We start from the raw sequence: 18,756 nt of genomic DNA, 5'->3' as shown, positions 1-18,756 counted from the left end.
TTTTTATGCCCGGTATTCAGCCCGAACATTTTCGGTTTCAAAGATTCAAACGTTTGCGTAATCCTTCGACATAATTCAGCCATTCATTCAGCACCTCTTGCTGAAACGATGTAGCCGTATTACTCCATTGGGCGGCGGCTTCTGCAAAAGTTTCCAGCGTATTTGGCGCCCCCCACTCGGGTGCTGACAAACGTTGCTGACAGAATAGTCTCCAGCGTTCTTGCTCTTCGAAATTCAACGTATCGGGGAAGTTGCGTGCGCGATATCGAAACAATAATTCAGGCAGTCGTTCATCATCGAAAGGCCATTGTTGTTGCGCTAATTGAGCAGGGTCGGCAGACCTGACTTGCTCACAAAGACGCCGATCCCGATCACCGATAAAACCATCGTATAACTGTTGCTCAGGGTCTTGGCTCGAGGTGAAAGCTTCGCTGGCATAAATCGCCTGAACTTTATCCAGCCAAACTGTTTGTGCGTCACTTAGCCGCAGCGCGCGCTCTTGGTAGAGCGACATATCCAGCCCCAAACGTTGCTGATCTTCAGAGCGAAGTACCGACAACGGCGCCACCACCGGGCATTTATTGATGTGGATAAGTTTGAGCGGCACCGGCAACTCGCCCTCGGCCAAGTCATCGCGGCGGGTATACAGCCGTTGACGCAAGGTGTCGGCATCAAGGTCGAGCAAGCCCTGAGGGTCCAGGTGCAAATCACAGACAATCAAGGCGTTCTTGTTGCGCGGGTGCCAGGCCAAGGGCAACACCACACCGATATAATTGCGCGCCGCTGAAAAGCGCCCGGAGATGTGCACCATCGGCTGCAACAGACGAATCTGATCCATCACCTTTTGTTTACCGCGCAACTGAAACAACCAGTCATACAACTTCGGCTGCTTTTCCCGGATCAGACGCGCCAGGGCGATGGTGGCGCGAACGTCCGACAGCGCTTCGTGAGCATTTCCGTGATCAATGCCATTGGCGGCGGTCAGGCGTTCGAGCTTGAGCGTTATCCGCCCCTCGTCGTCCGTCGGCCAAACGATGCCGTCAGGGCGCAAGGCATAGGCTGCACGCACCACATCGATCAGGTCCCAGCGGCTATTACCGCCCTGCCACTCGCGTGCATAAGGATCAAAAAAGTTTCGGTAAAGACTGTAACGAGTCATCTCGTCATCGAAACGTAACGTGTTGTACCCCGCCCCACACGTGCCGGGCGTAGCGAGTTGGGCATGCACCCGGGTCATGAAATCGGCTTCGCTCAAGCCTTGCTCGGCCAGTCGGCCGGGCGTGATACCGGTGATCGCACAGGCCGCCGGATGGGGCAGGATGTCTTCACTGGGCTGGCAGTAAAGGTTGACTGGCTCGTCTATTTCATTGAGATCGAAGTCAGTGCGAATCCCCGCCATCTGCAGCGGGCGGTCGCAACGGGGGTTGATGCCAGTGGTTTCATAGTCGTACCAGAAGATAGAGGTCACGGGCTATTCCTGAACTGAAGATCGGCGAAGTCTAGGCGTTCACATCCCGCCCCGGCCAGTAATCTTGTCATTCAAACACCTATGGCTACGTACCGTGCAATACATAGTTATGTCGTTTCCCCCCGAGAGGCTGCTAGCATCGGACGGACATCGAATCCCGAACAGGCCACATCAAGGTTGCCCATGCTCGAGACCACAGCACTGCCAAGGAAAGCGACGCTGGCCCCGCCACTGGATACGCGGTATCAAGTCGAAACGCCGGAAGGCATCGACCTGCCACTGCGCCCGGCCGGGTTGATGGTTCGTGCGCTGGCGTTCGCCATCGATCTCGGGCTGCGCGGGTTGATCGTCGGCCTGCTGTTCATTGTCCTGGCGTTCCTCGGAAAACTCGGTGCCGGGCTCGGCTCGATTCTGTTGTTCGTGGTGAGCTGGTGGTACATGGTGCTGTTCGAAGTGCTCAACCAGGGTCGTTCGCCAGGCAAGCAATGGATGGGCCTGCGGGTGGTGCAGGACGATGGCACACCGATCGGCTGGTCTGCTTCGCTGCTGCGCAACCTGCTGCGATTTGTCGACATGCTGCCGTTCGGCTATTTCCTCGGCGCCATCAGTTGCCTGCAACAACCCACCTTCAAGCGCCTCGGCGATCTGGCCGCCGGCACGCTGGTGATCTACCGCGAACAGCCGCTCGCCCGACCACAACTGCCCGCCGTCCAGCCCCGGCGCCCGACCTTTGCGCTGACGCTGACCGAACAACGCGCCATCCTCGGGTTTGCCGAGCGTCAGGGTGAACTCTCTGAAGCACGGGTCAAAGAGCTGGCGGCGATACTCGCGCAACCGTTGCAGGTGTCGGCGTCAGGGGCCGTGGACGAACTCAATGGCATCGCCCGCGGCTTGTTGGGCCCGACATGAAGCAAAGCCTTTTCGAAAGTCGCCACAAGGCCGAATGGGCGCAATTTACCCTCGTGCTTGAACAGCTGGAGCAAGGCAAGCAAGCACAGCGAGTCGCCGGTTTCCCCAGCGATTATCGTCGTCTCTGCCAGCATCTGGCGCTGGCCCAGGAACGGGGTTACAGCAGCTTCCTCATCGATTCACTACAGCAACAAGTGCTGCGCGGGCATCAACAGCTTTATCGCCATCGCAGTCGACTGGGGGCCAACGTGCTGGGCTTCATCCTGGCTGACTTCCCGCGACTGGTGCGCGAACAGTGGCGTTTCGTGCTCGCCGCCAGCCTGATGTTTTTTGGCAGCCTGATTGGCTTCGCGTTGCTGGTGTATCTGTTCCCGGACCTGGTCTACAACCTGATCCCGGCCGAGCAGGTCAGCGAGATGCAAGGCATGTACGACCCCGAGGCCGGTCACCTGGGGCGTTCGGCAGAACGGGCGGCCAGCGAAGACTGGGTGATGTTCGGTTACTACATCATGCACAACATCGGCATCGCCTTTCAGACCTTCGCCAGCGGTTTGCTGTTTGGCCTGGGCAGCGCGTTTTTCCTGTTCTTCAACGGTTTGATGATTGGTGCGGTGGCCGGGCACCTGACGCACATCGGCTACGGGCAGACCTTCTGGTCATTCGTGGTTGGCCACGGCGCCTTCGAACTGAGTGCCATCGCACTGGCCGGTGCCGCCGGCCTGCAACTGGGTTGGGCCTTGATCGCGCCGGGACGCCTGCCCCGCTCCGAAGCCCTGCGATTGGCGGCACGCAAGAGCGTGCTGCTGATTTGCGGGGTCATGCTGTTTCTGCTGATTGCGGCGTTTATCGAAGCTTACTGGTCATCCACGATCGGGGTCGCACCCATGACCAAATACCTGGTCGGTGCAGCACTCTGGTTGTTGGTGGCGGTTTATCTGCTGTTTGCCGGACGGACCCGCCATGCGCCTGAGTGACGCCACAGCTGTCATCCGCCCGCGCACCACCTGGGAAGCCATGGACCTGGGCGTCCTGCTGAGCCAGCGACACCGGCGTCTGCTAATGACCAGTTGGGCCATCGTGACCTTGCCGGTGTTCGCCCTGCTCAGCTGGGCGCTGTGGGATTCGCCCTCCCTCGCCGTGTTCATTTTCTGGTGGCTGAAACCGGCGTTCGACCGCCTGCCGCTGTACATCCTGTCCAAAGCCATGTTCGGCGAAACGCCCACGCTAAAGCAGGCGTTGCGCCAATTTCCACGGCTGCTCCAACCGCAACTGTTGGTGAGCCTGACCTGGCGACGCCTGAGCCTGAGTCGCAGTTTCCTGATGCCGGTGGTGCAACTCGAAGGTCTCAGTGGTGAGCCACGACAACAGCGCTTGCAGGTGCTGTTGCAGCGCAACGCCGGTGCCGCGCGTTGGCTGACGATCATCGGCGTACATCTGGAAACCGCGCTGTGGATCGGCCTGATGGTGCTGTTCTACATGTTCTTGCCGCAACAGGTCGAACTCGACTGGAGCTGGCAGACCTTGATCACCGCCGCCACACAGGACTGGCGATGGCTGGAACACCTGACCAACGCCTTTTACGCGCTGGTGCTGATTGTCTGGGAACCGGTGTATGTCGCCTGCGGCTTCAGCCTTTATCTGAACCGGCGCACGGTGCTGGAGGCCTGGGATATCGAGCTGGTGTTCCGCCGCATGCGCCAACGCTTGAGCAGCGCCGCCGTCCCCCTGCTGCTGGCAGCATTCCTGTTGCTGCCGACAGCACAAACCGTGTGGGCCGCCGAGCCAGTCATTTCACCCGACACCCCGCGTCTGCTGGACCAGCCACTGACCAGTCAGGCCTCCCGGGACAGCATCAAGGCGATCCTCGATCAGCCTCCGTTCAAGAATAAGGAATCGGTCACGCGCTATCGTTTTGGCGAGGACCAACCCGCCACCGACAAGGCGGACGATGAACCAACAACCGAATGGCTGGAGGCGCTGCTCAAGCTTCTGGACAACCAACGCTTCGGCGCAGCGGCCACCCTGATTGAAGTGGTGTTGTGGGGTGTCGTGATCGGTGCCATCGGTTTATTGATCTGGCATTACCGTGACTGGATGCAAGCCTTCGTCAGGCGTCGACCGGCCTTGAACAGCAAAGTCACGCGGCCGTTACCGCAACAGGCTTTCGGCCTGGACCTCAACCGCGAAACCCTGCCCGCCGACATCGCCGCCAGCGCCGAACGCCTCTGGCAAACCCACCCTCGCGAGGCCCTCGGATTGCTCTATCGCGGTCTGCTCAGCCACTTGCTGCACGACTTCAACCTGTTGCTCAAACCCGCCGACACCGAAGGCCAGGTCCTGGAGCGCATCGAGCACCTGCACCAACCTGCCTTGCTGGCCTTCAGTAAAAGCCTGACCGGGCACTGGCAGAACATGGCCTACGGGCATCGCCTGCCTCCCGCGCATTTGCAACAGGAACTCTGTGACGGCTGGCGAGCCCTGTTCGGCCCGGGAGCGTCGCGTTGAACCGGCAACGCGGGCTGGCGATCGGCGTGTTCATCGCCGTGCTATTGATCGCGCTGAGTGTTTATCTGTACGTCAAGGCGACGCCCTATCAGGCAGACATCGATCACGGCCCCTCGCCCGAAGCCCAAGCCAACCCCTATCTCGCCGCCGAGCATTTCCTGCGCAAACAGGGCTTGTCGGTGAACCACGCCAACAGCCTCGACATTCTGCCCACCCTGGAGCCGCATCAGCACAGCCTGTTATTGCTCGGAGACCGCGACAACATGACTCCGCGCCAGGTCGATCAGCTGTTGAACTGGACCCGGGCCGGCGGGCGACTTTTGTTTGTTGCCCAGTCGCTGTGGGATGAACAGACAGGCCAAAGCAACGACCTGTTGCTCGACCGGGTGCAACTGCACCAGTCGCTGAGCAAGGACCTCAAGGACCCGCCGCCCGCTATCGACGACGATCCTTACCCCAAGCTGACCAAGTTGTATCTGGAAGACGAAAACGCGCCGGCCTACGCCGGTTTCGATACCGCGTTCCATCTCGAAGACCCGAAAAACCTCGCGCAAGCCTGGGCCAACAGCGGCAAGGCCACGCACATGATGCAGCTCAATCACGGGCTCGGTTCGATCATCGTGGTCACCGACGCCGACCTGTGGAAAACCCCGACCATAGACCAGTACGACAACGCCTGGCTGCTCTGGTACCTGACCGCGGACACGAACGTGACCCTGCTGTTCAACACCGATCACGACAGTCTGCTGACCTTGCTCCTGCGCTATTTCCCTCAAGCACTGGTCGCCCTTTTTGCCCTGATCGGCCTTGGCTTCTGGCACGTCGGCGTGCGCCAGGGTCCGCTGCTGGAACCTGCCCCCAGGGCCCGCCGTCAACTTCAGGAACACCTGCGCGCCAGCGCCGATTTCATGTTGCGCCGCAACGGTCAGCAGCACCTGTTGCACGCCTTGCAGCACGACATCTTGCGTCGTGTGCGGCGCCGTCATCCCGGTTTCGAACAACTCGGCGTTGCCGAACAATGGCTGGTGCTCGCACGCCTGACCGGCCAACCCACACGCGCTATCAGCCAGGCCATGAGCCCGCGACCGAAGCAGCGGCTGTCCAGCGCTGAATTCAGCCGTCAGGTCGCCCACCTGCAAACCTTGAGGAATGCCTTATGAGTGAGATCGAGCCCGGCACACTGAACCACGCTGCGCAGCAACGCCAGCGCGCCAGCCAGTTGGCCCAGGCGGTAAGAACTGAACTGCAAAAAGCCGTGATCGGCCAGAACAGCGTGATCGACGATGTGCTCACCGCCCTGATCGCTGGCGGCCATGTGCTGCTCGAAGGCGTGCCGGGGTTGGGCAAGACGTTGTTGGTACGCGCCCTCGCCCGCTGCTTCGGCGGTGAATTCGCGCGCATCCAGTTCACCCCGGACCTGATGCCCAGCGATGTCACCGGGCATGCGGTGTACGACCTGCAAACCGAGCAATTCAAACTGCGCAAAGGGCCGTTGTTCACCAACCTGTTGCTGGCCGACGAGATCAACCGCGCCCCGGCGAAAACCCAGGCCGCACTGCTCGAAGCCATGCAGGAACGCCAAGTCACCCTCGAAGGTCGCGCCCTGCCGATCGCGCAACCGTTCATGGTGCTCGCCACGCAAAACCCCATCGAACAGGAAGGCACTTACCCGTTGCCGGAAGCCGAGCTCGATCGCTTCATGCTCAAGGTACGCATGGACTACCCCGACGCCGATCAGGAGCTGAACATGGTGCGCCAGGTCAGCCGCTCGACCCGTGCCGACATGCTCGATGTGCAGCCGTTGCGCACCGTCCTGCAAGCCAAGGATGTGCTGGCCTTGCAGCGCATTGCCAGTGATCTGCCGCTGGACGATCAGGTGCTCGATTACGCCGTGCGCCTGGCCCGCACCACCCGCACATGGCCGGGCTTGACCCTCGGCGCCGGGCCTCGGGCGTCCATCGCGCTGGTACGTTGCGCCCGCGCCCGCGCCTTGTTGCGTGGCGGCGAATTTGTGATTCCCGATGACATCAAGGGCTGCGCGCTGTCGGTACTGCGCCACCGGGTGCGCATTGCCCCGGAGCTGGACATCGAAGGTCTGGAGGTCGATCAAGTGCTCAAGCAACTGCTCGATCAAGTGCCGGCGCCACGCCTGTGAAACCCTCGCGCCTGCTGCTGATCTGGCTGGCAGTATTGCTGGCCATCGGCATCGTGCTGGGCACATTGCGGGCATTGGACATCGAGGTTCCATCAAGCCTGTTGTCGATCCACTGGGGATTGTTATTGGCACTGCTGGCCCTGGCGATACTCGACGCCGTCCGTCTCAAACGACTGCCCTCGCTCCGACTCCACCGACAAATGCCCGGCAGCCTTGCACTCGGCCGTTGGGGTGAAGTGCGACTGGAGGTCGAGCATGATTTTGCCCAACCACTGAACATACAGATTTTCGACCATGTGCCGCACGGCCTGAGCTTCGAAAACCTGCCCCTGTCGGTCGAACTGCAACCCGGCCAGCACAGCCAGATCGGCTATCGGCTGCGCCCGCTAAAACGCGGTCATTTCACCTTCGAACACTGCGAAATCAACCTGCCGAGCCCATTGGGCCTGTGGTCTGACAAACGCCTGCTCAGCGTGACCGATAACGCCCGCGTCTACCCCGACTTCGCCCGCCTCTACGGCGGCCAATTATTGGCGGTGGACAACTGGCTCAGCCAACTCGGCGTACGCCAACGCCAGCGTCGCGGCCTGGGTCTGGAATTTCATCAACTGCGTGAATTTCGCGAGGGCGACAGCCTGCGCCAGATCGACTGGAAAGCCACCGCCCGCCAGCGCACTCCAATTGCCCGCGAATATCAGGACGAGCGCGACCAGCAGATCATCTTCATGCTCGACTGCGGCCGACGCATGCGCAGCCAGGATGATGAACTGTCGCACTTCGACCATGCCCTCAATGCCTGCCTGCTGCTCAGCTACGTCGCCCTGCGCCAAGGCGATGCGGTAGGCCTGAGCACCTTCGCCAGTGACCGACCGCATTACCTTGCGCCGGTCAAAGGCACCGAGCAACTCAAGGTCTTGCTCAACGCTGTCTATGACCTCAACAGCACCCAGCGCCCAGCCGATTATCAGGCCGCCGCCAACCAACTGCTGGCCCGACAAAAACGCCGGGCGTTGGTGGTGCTGGTGACTAACTTGCGGGATGAAGATGATGAAGAACTGCTCAACGCCGTCAAACGTCTGGGCAAGCAGCATCGGGTACTGGTGGCCAGTTTGCGCGAAGACATCCTCGACCGGTTACACCACGACCCCGTGAAAACCTTGCCCGAAGCGCTGGCCTATTGCGGGACTGTGGATTACTTGAATGAACGGGCCGAACTCCATGATCGGTTGAGTGCTCATGGAGTGTCGGTGGCGGATGCTCGGCCCGGGGAGTTGGGGGCGGCATTAGTAACGAAGTATTTGGAATGGAAGAAGGCCGGAGGCTAATAACGGCTCGCATTCAATGCCTTTTTTCATCGATAAAAGGCATTGATTGCGAGAACTCAGAAACGAACATCAAACAACGCTTTCGTCGTACCGGTTGACGATCCACATTTTGACATAAACATCCGCGTCCACATTTACCGTAACCTCACCGTTTACGTCAGTGCTGCTGCGAGAAGTATCGCTGCCCACTTGTTGGCTGACTGGAACGCCACTTACTGGCACTTTCAAAAACGAGGAGGACGAACGAATTCCATGCAATGTTCGCGGGTATCCTGGAAAACTCTCGGCTGGCTCGCTCCAATGTTGAGCAGTCACCAAGTTATGCGCCAACGACATTGTTAATGGCGATGTCTTTTCCCCAGACTCCAACATCACCTGCAAAGAAAAACTTCCATTCTGGGTAGTGTTCAGACAATTCAGTTCCCACGTCGCCCCTTCCTGCGTCAGCAACTGCTCGTTTGCCAATGAAGGTTTGACCACCACGCCGAGATTTTCCCCACCCATTAACAGCCTGATCTTTTTGTTCAGCAACCAGCTGCAAGGGTTAGGCAGTACCGTGAGCGTGTGCTGTGCACCATGGCAGGGATAGACACTCGCTCCGAACGACACCGAAAATTCGTCGAACTTGATCTCCAGTTCCTGCTCCCAATTTGACATTCCAAAATTTACCGGCGGTGACTTCGACATTTCAACAATTTTAGGTATGGCAAATTGCAATACAAAAGATCCACAAACTGCCCCATCCGCTTTGATAGTCCAACTCAAAGAAGTGGTTCCCTTCGCCATTTCAGCCAACTGCCCCAAAGGTGGGTCAAAAACCAGGCCTTGTCCCTCTTTGCCAGGTTGATACTCCAGCGCAATATGGGCATCCGGATCGCCAATCAACCAACTGTATTCATAGTCCAGTTTCAGCTCGCAAACTTCTCCTGCTAATAATTCCAGATCTAGGTCATCCCACCTTACCCTCTGGCCATTTACGTATGGCATGAATTCCTGATGCCAGGTAGAAAAATGGATTTGTTTAGATTCAGTGCTCACTGGGTAACCTCCCGTTCGATATCCACAACCGGCTTCCATCATAGTGATTGAGCGTCGGCGCTTTTGGATTCGCCCCGTTTAAACTATAGTGTTGCGCGTCACCCTAAAACCAGATAACTGCGTGCAAGGCAATTTATTCAGTGAAACAACAAGCGAATTCAGACAACACTTCCGTCGTATCGATTGATAATCTTCAAACAGCTAACACGTGAACTGTCCTCACCATTCTTACCAGTAACGGAATTAGACGGAGTGCCATTTTCGTACATTGTTGCAACGCCAGGTGCAAGGGTCTTCAAAAATACGGAGGTGGCACGAACATGCCACAAATAATACTCCAAATCTGGAAAGGCCCAATGTGGCCCAGTTATCCAATGTTCAGCCGTTACTAAATTATGTGCCAACAACATATTCAATGGCGGAATATTTCCCTCAAACTCCACCAACATCACTTGCAAGGAAAAACTTCCCTTCTGGGTAGTGCCCAGACAATCCAGTTCCCACATCACCCCTTCCGGCGTCAGCAACTGCTCGCTCTCCAGTGACGGGCTGACCACCACGCCGAGATTTTCCCCACGCATTAACAGCCTGATTTTTTTGTTCAGCCATTGGCTGCCAGGTTTTGGCAGTACCGTAAACGTGTGCTTTGCCCCATGGCAGGGATAGGCATTCGCTCCGAAGGGCACCGGAAACTCGTCGAACTTAGCCTCCAACTCCTGCGCAAAATCTAATATTGCGCCCGGCACCGGCGGTGACTTCGGCACTTCAACAAGTTGAGGCATGGCAAATTGCAATGCAAAAGATCCGCTAGACGCCGCAGTCGCTTTGATAGTCCAACTTAAAGAAGTGGTTCCTTCCGCCATTTCAACCAACTGCCCCAAAGGTGGGTCAAAAACCAGGCCTTGTCCCTCGTTGCCAGGTTGGTACTCCAGCGCAATCTGGGCATCCGGATCGCCAATCAGCCAACTGTATTCATAGTCCAGCTTCAGCTCGCAAACTCCTCCTGCAAATAATTTCAGATCCAGGTCGTCCCACCTTATCCTCTGGCCATTTACGTACGGCATGAATTCCTGATACCAGGTAGAAAAATTGATTTGTTTAGATTCAGTGCTCACTGGATAACCTCCTGTTCGATATCCACAACCGGCACGACAGCCCGCACAACCCTACTGATAGCCGGCGTCTGTTCTTATCCACGCTTTACTAACAATGATTTTTATGCCCGCTGCTCACATTAAAACGCCAACTTCACTCTAGAAGTGTTAATCACGTGGTACCCGGGCATTCCCTTCGGCACCTGCTCTCGTCGCAGCAGCCTTAATGCTTGGATATTCAGCATCACCCGTTATTGTCATAAATAATTGTAGCCAACCAAACTGCCTCATCATTATTGTACGGTGGTTCGAAAATCTCCTGGCAACTATCAAACTTCCCCTTTACTCGTGGAAGAAGTTGGAACCAACTCAAATACAATATGCTTTGCATCCCAACCACCATATCCACCCCGCACGGTAGCGGCTAAACGCCCCCGTCTTACACCTGGCAACCTGAACGACACCCGGGCGATCCCTTTGTCATCCGTGCGCGACGGAAGAAGTGTGATGATTGGGTAATCCCACATCACCTCAACATCTTGCAAAGGCTCACCTGTCATGGCCGAAACTACAGTAACGACCGCTGAAACCAGAGTCCCTATGGGAGCAATTGGATTCGGACTGGAAAGCGCCTGTATTTCCCGTGGATGGTTCAAGAAATACGGCAAAGAAACCGACACCGAGTGAAGTTCCTCGCCCACCGTCGCGGTCAGTTCGCCCGCTCCCGGAGTGGTTGGAGTAAAGCGAATTTTCGCCACTCCATAAAAATTGGTCCTGACAGACACCGGCTCCAGCTCCGAACCTTCCCAGACAACGGCAATTCCAACCATCGGCTTGCCTGACAAAGCAGATACAATCATCACCTGTGCCTCAAACTCTGAGCCCCAGTCAATAAACTCGAAACGGCTGTTGATGGCGGACATTTTTATGACTCTCGAACTGCCCCCCAGTGACACCGCATTAAGAGGCGACAGCGCCAGCAGTCGCGAGGCTGCGAGCCGGAAGGAAAAGCCTCCGTCCTTCTCGTCACCGGCAATCAGCGTGAAGGGCAGTTCATCCTGCAACGGCCGCCATTGCCCGAACGTGACCGGGCTCATTGTCAAAGCCAGTTCACTTGGCCCGGTTCCCGTCAGTCCAAGGGCCAGGTGCTGACCATGCAAATAGCTGTCCGCGTTCGCCGATACAACAAAATCGAACTGACTGTTTCGTCGGGGGAAGAACGTCGTCTCTGCCCATTTACGAACGGTAGAGTTGTCCTCCGACTGAACGTCAAGGTCCAGCCAGGGATCGTGATCCAGAGCAAAGACCTCACAGATCTCATTGGCGAAAGTGCCGTCATATGGATTCACGACCCGCGCGTCGACACGATTTAATCCAGGCACCTTCGCGTCATAGTCATGACCAGCCCATCCATCCGCATCAGTCTCGGACTGCATTTGTCGGGATGTCGAATCGCGCCACTGCACAGGCATTCCCGAAGCCGGCAAGCCGGTGAACCATGACAGGAACTGAACCTCTAGCCAGGCGTGCTCACCTTTACTCAACACGGGGTCAATTGCTGCGTGACGCACAGCACCCACCTTGAGTTTGTTGTGATCCAGCTGGTAAAGCTGCTCAGAAGACTCATAGGAAGAAATCGAGTACGGATGGAACTGAAGCTTGAAATGTGCCTTTCCCGAACTTTTTGAACAGTCAAACGCGTATCGCACGCCGCCTGCCGTGACAAGTGCGGGCGTTTGAGTGTTTGGAGTAATCTCTATCTTTTGCGGCAATGGCTCAGTGATTGAACTCCAAAACATTTCAATCCCCTGCAACGGACTGAATGCATTGGGTAACAGGGTCAACAGGTGAATCGCACCGATGCAAGGATATAGAGGGCTGCGACCGATCGGCGAAGGCATTTGATCAAACACCAGCGTCACTTCATCATCGAAATTCTCAGCCATCAAACGGCCTGTCAGTTCCCGCTTGCGCTGCAAATAGGCGCTTTCAACCTCCAGCTCAAAAATGCCGCTACGTTCGTTGCCGGAGCTGATTGTCCATTGCAAACCCTCGTTGGTCAGTAAAACAGGACTCCCCAGGGGTGGTTCGAAAACCAGACCCAGGTCCGGGTCGACGCCCTTCCGCCAATTCAGGGTAATCATTTGGCCAATGAACGGGCTGTCCGAGCGTTTCGGGGCAATACCAAAGGTATGGGGTTTGCCGCGCCAGCACAAAATGCCCGCCCCTTGGCTCACGATAGGCTTGGTATCAAAAAAGAAATCAATGTCGTCTTTCCACTCGCTGGTGGTCAACGCAACGATCGGGAATGGACGCATCAGAGGGGTGGCATCTTCCCGTACTTTGATATGTGCCACCATCTCGTACGGGTCAGCCTCAGCCGGTTTATCGAAGGCACTGGACCAGCCATCGATGCCGGTGTAAGTGGTGAAGCTGCCATGGGGCCAGATCCACTCCACCTGAACATTGAGTGCCGGTTTATTGTTAAGTGTCAGTACCTGCACCATGCAGTACACGCTATCGCCTTCATCCACCGCCGGTGACTTGTTGGCCTCCCGCACTTCGCCAATCTTGAGGTTGTTGTATGCCAGCGACATTGCATTATCACGCGAGTCGTGCAAGAGCATTGGACTTGAGAGAAACAGACCGAATGGCGCGTCAAGCACATCGCCGCATTCAAGCGTCCATTCAAGTTCGGTGCCCGTGACATCCCTCGGCTCGCCAAAGTCAGGCACTGAAGTAATCTCCAGGTCTTCAGGTCCGTACCCACCCTCGCGCCATTCCACGGCAATCTGAGTGTCTGATAACGGGCTATCCGCTGGAATGATCAAGGTAACCGGGTAGGTCGTGCCACGGTCGGGATAGCCGGTTTTTTCGCCCCAGACAGCGGCTTCGCCACCCTCAAACTGGACCTGCACCGTCTTCAATGGATCGTCCTTCAGTACACGGACTTCAAGCAATTCCTGGACTGCAAGGTCTTGGTAGTAAGGACTCGGCACCGATACTTTAATTATCTGTAACCCATCACTGTCGGGTGTGTAGTCGAAAACCGCTTTCCCCTCGCCATCGGAGAGGGCGACATGCAGATCGTCTTCACCCAGGCGCCAGGTAACCTTCACACCCGAAACCGGCTTGCCGGTGTAGTGCGACAACACCTGGACCTCCAGCGGCACTGTCTGGCCATATTCCAGAACCGGCCAAAAAGTGGCACGCTTGAGTACGTTCAACTTCAACCGATGGTGCCCCAGCGATACCGCAATCGGATAAGGATCGGCGGTGTACTTGCTGTAGATATTTAATTCGAACAGATAAGGGGCCTCCCCCTCCAGCTCAGGACAATCAAGCAACCATGGCAATTCGATCCGCTGGTTGATCCCCAATTCAGGCGATGTAATCATCGCTTCCTGCGGGTTGTCATCGGCCCATAAGGCAGTGTCGGTGTCCACCCAATCGCTGTCGGAATGGACTTCAAAACTCAATTCATGACGTTGTTCCTGTGTAGCTCCCAGACACAGATACAGCACCTGGTCAGGATCTATCCGCTGAGTGTCATTGACCAACTTCAGCAATTGCAGCGGCAGCAGTTCAACATGAAGTTCAATGCGGGTGATTCGTATGTCCGCAATGGAAGCGTCGCTCGACGTTCTCTTCGGACTGATCAGGGTAACGTCAAGGTCGTCGCCCTTATGAAGGTCTAACTCAAGCGGCACATACGCCCCCCCTTGATGCAAATCGAGCTCCAAGGGATCCGCGTCGCTGGCCCCTCCAGTGGGGAGCAAGTCGATGCTCAGCTTATCTTTATCCTCAGCACCTTTTTTGCCGATCAGCACTCTGCCCAGCGCTGTCTTGTGCGTGTTTTTGTATAGGAAACCGAGGTGGTAACGTGCGCCCTCTGCAGGCTCGACTTCAACTTCCAGCGTTTGAAAAATCGATGCCTCGTTCTTGAGTTGCGCATAGTAGATGGGATTTCCTTCCCAAGTAGCTCCCTCCACCGAGAAGCCGGCCGGGTTGTTGAGGCTCTCCCAGTTATAGTAGGACTTTTCAAAATACCCATTGAGCACCAGGTTACTGTTCGTGTTGTTTGGCCGCGTCTTCATGATGGCTCCACCTCCGGCTCGAGCTTCGGATCGGCCTGGATTACCCACTCCTGGACTTTTTTGGCAAACGCAGCGTCGCCTACTTTGGCTGTGTAACGGACCTTGATCACGATGTCTGTCATCGATGCCAGCATGGCGGCCTGCTGGGTTCGCAAGTGCCAGGGAAAAGTCAGTTTCCATCGGGAAACCGCGCCGGTGTTCTCGAATGGATTGAGCAAGCCTTCATCGGGCTTGAAGACAGCCATGCCGTTGTCGTCCAGCCCGACAGACAAGGCGACTTGCTGGCCGCTGCTCAAGTTGATCAGCACATCCGCAGGCGCTACCCCGTCGCGAGGACCGTGCAAGTACGCCAGCGATTCGTACGACGGTTGCGTGGCCGTGAAGCTGCCCACCTGCAACAGCGTGGCCCTGGCATCCTCGTAAGCGGATTTGAGCACCGGCAGCGTGACTTCGACGGAACTGATCTGCCGACAGTAGTGGTCCGGGTAGTCACGATCGAACAGTAACTGGCGCAGCTCGAAATTCAGGATGCCTTCTTTTCTCAAATTAGCGAACGCGTCAAGCCAAGATTCAAAACCCGTTTGCCTGCTGGTGGGGTCATCGAACAACTGGCGCAGGGAGATTGTCTTGACCAGTTCCTGGCGTCGCTCATAGCGCCGCAGATAATCAGACTCCATCCGTAACAGATCCGCCTGCAATGAGGAGCCGGCCGTCAAACCGTGACGCTGATCGAGCCAGACATCTGGCCGGATGATGCTTGACGTGAACTCACACGTTTCTGCCTGGAGCGCCCCCTGTGCGCTCAGGCACAACGCCACAGCAGCGTCGTAGGCCTGAAAGTGCAAGGTCTTCATTTGGCCGATCAACCAGCGATACAGCTCCAGGTTGGTGGCCCGTTTTTTCAGGAAATCGAAGAGGCTCAGCGCCTGAGCGTTGGCCTTGAGGGTTTGATCCAGACTGGCCTGGGCCGAATCGATGGCTCGCTCCTGAGCAGTGATTTGAGCATCGATCGCGTTTATTTCGGCGCTGGCCTGGGCCCGTGCCAGCTCCCACTCCTGCTCGCGACGACGATAGCTTTCGGACGTCGCCATTTTATCGGCGGCATGGCGTACGCCATCTGCTGCAATCTGGAAGCCCAAAGCTACAGCCTCGGGCACACCTCCCGGCCTATGGCCGCCGCTTGCAACCCCAAAAATGTTGGGAATCGCGTCAAGGATGCTCGCTGCGGTCCTGAATCCGGTAGAGCCGCTCGCCAGAACGATTGACACATCGAGCAACGTCATGACTTCATACTCGTCTTCGGAGATCCCCCCCTCATACAGCTGTTTGAAATGTAGTTGACGCTCCTCGACCATTATCCGACTGCGCTGCAATGCAATCAGGCTGGCGCGCTGTTGGGCAAGGGATTCTTCTTGCACCTGACGGGCAAAATCGCCCAGTTCGGTCAGATGCCGCTGCTGCATTTCCTCCTGCTCGACACGATCCTGTTGCTCGATCAAGCGGAGCACCTCGTTGCCAAACTCCTGTAGCAATTGCACCGAACGCATTGCCACTTCAAACAATACTCGCCAGCGAAACGCCGGCACCCGCAATTGGCCGCCCATCGGTCGTACGGCTCCCGTACCGCCAGCCGCCAGATGGTTCAACAATGCTCCTGGGTCCATAGCGGTGAACAACGGCATCGACAAAGCCTTGCCGTCAATAGTCAGGTTATGTCGCAGGTTATAGATACGTTTGGCCGGCAGGTCATAGGACTCGAGCAACCGCGAGCTCACCGGCAACTTGAAGGATGTCGTGCCGTATACCCCGGGATGCACGAATTGGGCAGTCGTGACGGGCAACTGGTCGGGCTCCAGTGACAGTGTTTTTTCAAAGTCAGCCAGTGCCGATCGGGTTTCGAGCTCCGCCACCAGATCCTTCAGTGCTTGGGGTGACCATTCGTAGCGGGTTCGACTGTCAGACACTCGGCCCATCAAGTTCAGGGCCCGCACGTATTGCAACTTGGCCGCTACAAGGCTGTCGCGCGTCAGTTGGCGGTACAGCCAGTCGCCCCACGCAATGATGTTGTTCACATAGTCGAGGAAGATCACGATTTGATAATGCCGGGGCGACGAGTAGGCAATCGCGTCCGGGTCGGTTGGCGCAAAGGCTTCGTACTCGATCCTGGCCTGTTTCACCGCCAACGGCCGGCATCGCCAGTAAGCAAGCTGCGCACCGATACTGCCATCGACCGCCTTGGCGGGCGCCTGAGGGTCGAACAGGTAATGCAACCACTGCTGGGCCTCGAGAAAACGATTCTCGTCACGCAAGCGACACGCCACCAAGTGCGGCAAATGGAAGAACAGCTCCCAGAAATACACACCGTTGCTGCTGTCGAACGGGCCGTTCGGTTCAGTCAATTCTGGAAGCGTTGGCTCATTCGGGAACTGGGTCGACCAGTCGAGCACTGCCCCCATTGATACATTGGAGCGAAACACCAGGTCGGCGCCGATCAGCGTGTTCAACCGAACGTACTTGAGCTCGAGTACTGTGTCCGGTTGGTTGAATGCCAGAAACTGAGCGCCTTTATCCGTCGCACCTGCAAGGGGTTTATGAATGCTTGGCAAGGGCCCCTGCGCAGGCAGTGAAGTAGGGACCGTCAAAACAACGGTTTTCCCGTCATCACCTTTTTTTAGTGTGCAAGTAATCGTGAAATTTGCAAACGAAGGCCTGTTTACTTCTAGCCATGGAGTCGACCAACCTCCGTTGAGGGAGTAGCTTCCGGTGATGGAAGATCCGTTATCTCCCGAGTATTCCACCTTCAGCGTGAATTCCTTCTCGGCCCCTGTTTCGCCAGGTTCCTTAAGTGCACAATGCCCCTGAACACGCAATTTGTAGCCAGAACCGTCAGCAACGATGTAAGCCTTGATGCCAAGATAATCGGCGAATTCATCTGTGGCGGTGGAGCTGGAAAGAGAAGGAAAATCGCCTGGTGCTACCCTTTTCTGTACGCTGAGAGGCTCGGCAAACAACACATTGGCCAGATAATCCATGACAGGCCCTTCGTCCGGCAGTTTGCGCATCAGCGGATCACGGGTTTCGTAGATCGCAACGGAACTGTCCGACTTCGCCGTCGCGCCTGCCGTACCATTGGTGAGATGCACAGCCAACCGGCCCTCAGGGTATTGAGTGTCCTGTTCATTTCGCAAGACCACCGCCACCAACCGACAGTCCTTTGATACGTCCTTGTCCAACTGAGACAGGTGCAACCGGATGGGAGGTGACCAACGTCCATTCAACGCAATAAACGCCACTTTGATTTCCAGTTCATAAGGCTTGAGCAAACCCCTGCCCGCAGACCTGTCAAACAGCCCAGTGCGCCATTCGGCCCAAACCATGCACAAACGCCCTTCCCAGAACACCAGTCGGCTGTCCAGCACGCTATCGTCGGTGGGGATGTCCGCCTGCTGCCACTCTCCCCACGCCGTGGGGTTAACCGCGACAGAGTTGGCGGCAAGCTCTATGGCGGCTTTGCGCCAAAAATAACGATAGGGCTCGATACGCTCCCTGCCAACGAAGTAGTAATCGCTCTTCAGCGGGTTGGAGCCGTCCATATAACAGGTGAGAACATTCAAGTTGCAGGTTTCCTCAAAGGTGCGCAGGTACTCTTGCACCCCTTGCTGCACTGAGTCTGCGGTCAGGCGGGCCTGATTCAGATGACCTTCAAGGGCCTTGAACAAACTGCTTTTGCGAATGCGCACAAAAGGCGTGATGTAATCTTCCGGTGTGCACTTGAGCAATTGGCTCGCCGACCAGGGGCCGTAGCTGCTGGCGATATCCCACTCTTGCAGATCATCCGGGTCAAATTTGCGGTCGCTGTAACCCGGCTCGAGCTTTTGATAAACCGCATGGATGTACTGCTGCAGGCAGCTCACGGCTTCCGCCACCCAAGAGGTATTGACCTGCTCGCTGTCCAGAGGATCTGAGCGTAACCATGCGAACAAATCATCAGCCGTTTGCAGACCCATCGGAAAAGGAAATTCTTCCTGGGTATGTTTCGCATTCAAACAGAGGTCAATCAACGCATTGCGCCGCAAAGCCGCCAGTTCACCGAACGATTGCTTGGCCATCACCGTCTCCTGTCAGTGTTAAGTTTTCACGGCTCGCCCTGCCCCTCGCCATGGCG

Annotated in this window: 11 protein-coding genes; 6 read left to right on the top strand and 5 right to left on the bottom strand. The window is 56.8% G+C overall.

Going from position 1 to position 18,756, the window contains the following annotated elements:
- Nucleotides 1-37: 37 nt before the first annotated feature.
- Nucleotides 38-1,468, bottom strand: coding sequence for an exodeoxyribonuclease I (gene sbcB / locus KGB03_RS20910; protein ID WP_223528717.1), 1,431 nt, complete (start codon nt 1,466-1,468; stop codon nt 38-40).
- Nucleotides 1,469-1,651: 183 nt separating this feature from the next.
- On the opposite strand from sbcB, the gene KGB03_RS20905 reads away from it, so the two are divergent.
- From KGB03_RS20905 to KGB03_RS20880, 6 genes are read left to right on the top strand one after another with little or no spacing between them, the layout of a single operon-like run.
- The gene (locus tag KGB03_RS20905) at nt 1,652-2,377 is read left to right on the top strand and encodes an RDD family protein (protein WP_223528713.1); all 726 of its coding nucleotides are present in this window, start codon (nt 1,652-1,654) and stop codon (nt 2,375-2,377) included.
- Complete coding sequence (locus KGB03_RS20900; RefSeq protein WP_223528710.1) at nt 2,374-3,351, top strand: stage II sporulation protein M; 978 nt, start codon at nt 2,374-2,376, stop codon at nt 3,349-3,351. The genes KGB03_RS20905 and KGB03_RS20900 overlap by 4 nt, the downstream gene beginning before the upstream one ends.
- Complete coding sequence (locus KGB03_RS20895) at nt 3,338-4,882, top strand: DUF4129 domain-containing protein (RefSeq protein ID WP_218538836.1); 1,545 nt, start codon at nt 3,338-3,340, stop codon at nt 4,880-4,882. Before KGB03_RS20900 ends, KGB03_RS20895 begins: the two co-directional genes overlap by 14 nt.
- Complete coding sequence (locus tag KGB03_RS20890; RefSeq protein ID WP_223528706.1) at nt 4,879-6,042, top strand: DUF4350 domain-containing protein; 1,164 nt, start codon at nt 4,879-4,881, stop codon at nt 6,040-6,042. Before KGB03_RS20895 ends, KGB03_RS20890 begins: the two co-directional genes overlap by 4 nt.
- A complete protein-coding gene (locus KGB03_RS20885; protein WP_111451421.1) occupies nt 6,039-7,037 on the top strand; it encodes an AAA family ATPase in 999 nt (332 codons plus the stop codon). Before KGB03_RS20890 ends, KGB03_RS20885 begins: the two co-directional genes overlap by 4 nt.
- Nucleotides 7,034-8,362: a DUF58 domain-containing protein gene (locus KGB03_RS20880; protein ID WP_223528701.1), complete on the top strand. Its 1,329-nt coding sequence runs from the start codon at nt 7,034-7,036 to the stop codon at nt 8,360-8,362. Before KGB03_RS20885 ends, KGB03_RS20880 begins: the two co-directional genes overlap by 4 nt.
- Nucleotides 8,363-8,431: 69 nt before the next feature.
- Here the strand turns inward: KGB03_RS20880 and KGB03_RS20875 are convergent, their stop codons facing one another.
- From KGB03_RS20875 to KGB03_RS20860, 4 genes are all read right to left on the bottom strand, one after another.
- Nucleotides 8,432-9,400, bottom strand: coding sequence for a hypothetical protein (locus KGB03_RS20875; RefSeq protein ID WP_218538832.1), 969 nt, complete (start codon nt 9,398-9,400; stop codon nt 8,432-8,434).
- Between the two features lie 158 nt (nt 9,401-9,558).
- Nucleotides 9,559-10,515 carry a hypothetical protein gene (locus tag KGB03_RS20870; RefSeq protein ID WP_223528698.1) on the bottom strand — a complete coding sequence of 319 codons (957 nt, stop codon included), beginning with the start codon at nt 10,513-10,515 and terminating at the stop codon, nt 9,559-9,561.
- A 308-nt stretch (nt 10,516-10,823) separates the two neighbouring features.
- Complete coding sequence (locus KGB03_RS20865) at nt 10,824-14,591, bottom strand: Ig-like domain-containing protein (RefSeq protein WP_223528694.1); 3,768 nt, start codon at nt 14,589-14,591, stop codon at nt 10,824-10,826.
- A complete protein-coding gene (locus tag KGB03_RS20860) occupies nt 14,588-18,700 on the bottom strand; it encodes a neuraminidase-like domain-containing protein (protein ID WP_218538829.1) in 4,113 nt (1,370 codons plus the stop codon). Before KGB03_RS20860 ends, KGB03_RS20865 begins: the two co-directional genes overlap by 4 nt.
- Between the last annotated feature and the right edge of the window lie 56 nt (nt 18,701-18,756).

It is taken from the genome of Pseudomonas sp. BF-B-26 (assembly GCF_019956495.1).
Taxonomy (GTDB): domain Bacteria; phylum Pseudomonadota; class Gammaproteobacteria; order Pseudomonadales; family Pseudomonadaceae; genus Aquipseudomonas.
Note: the sequence above shows the minus strand (reverse complement) of the source record. Positions and strands in the feature narration are given on the sequence as shown.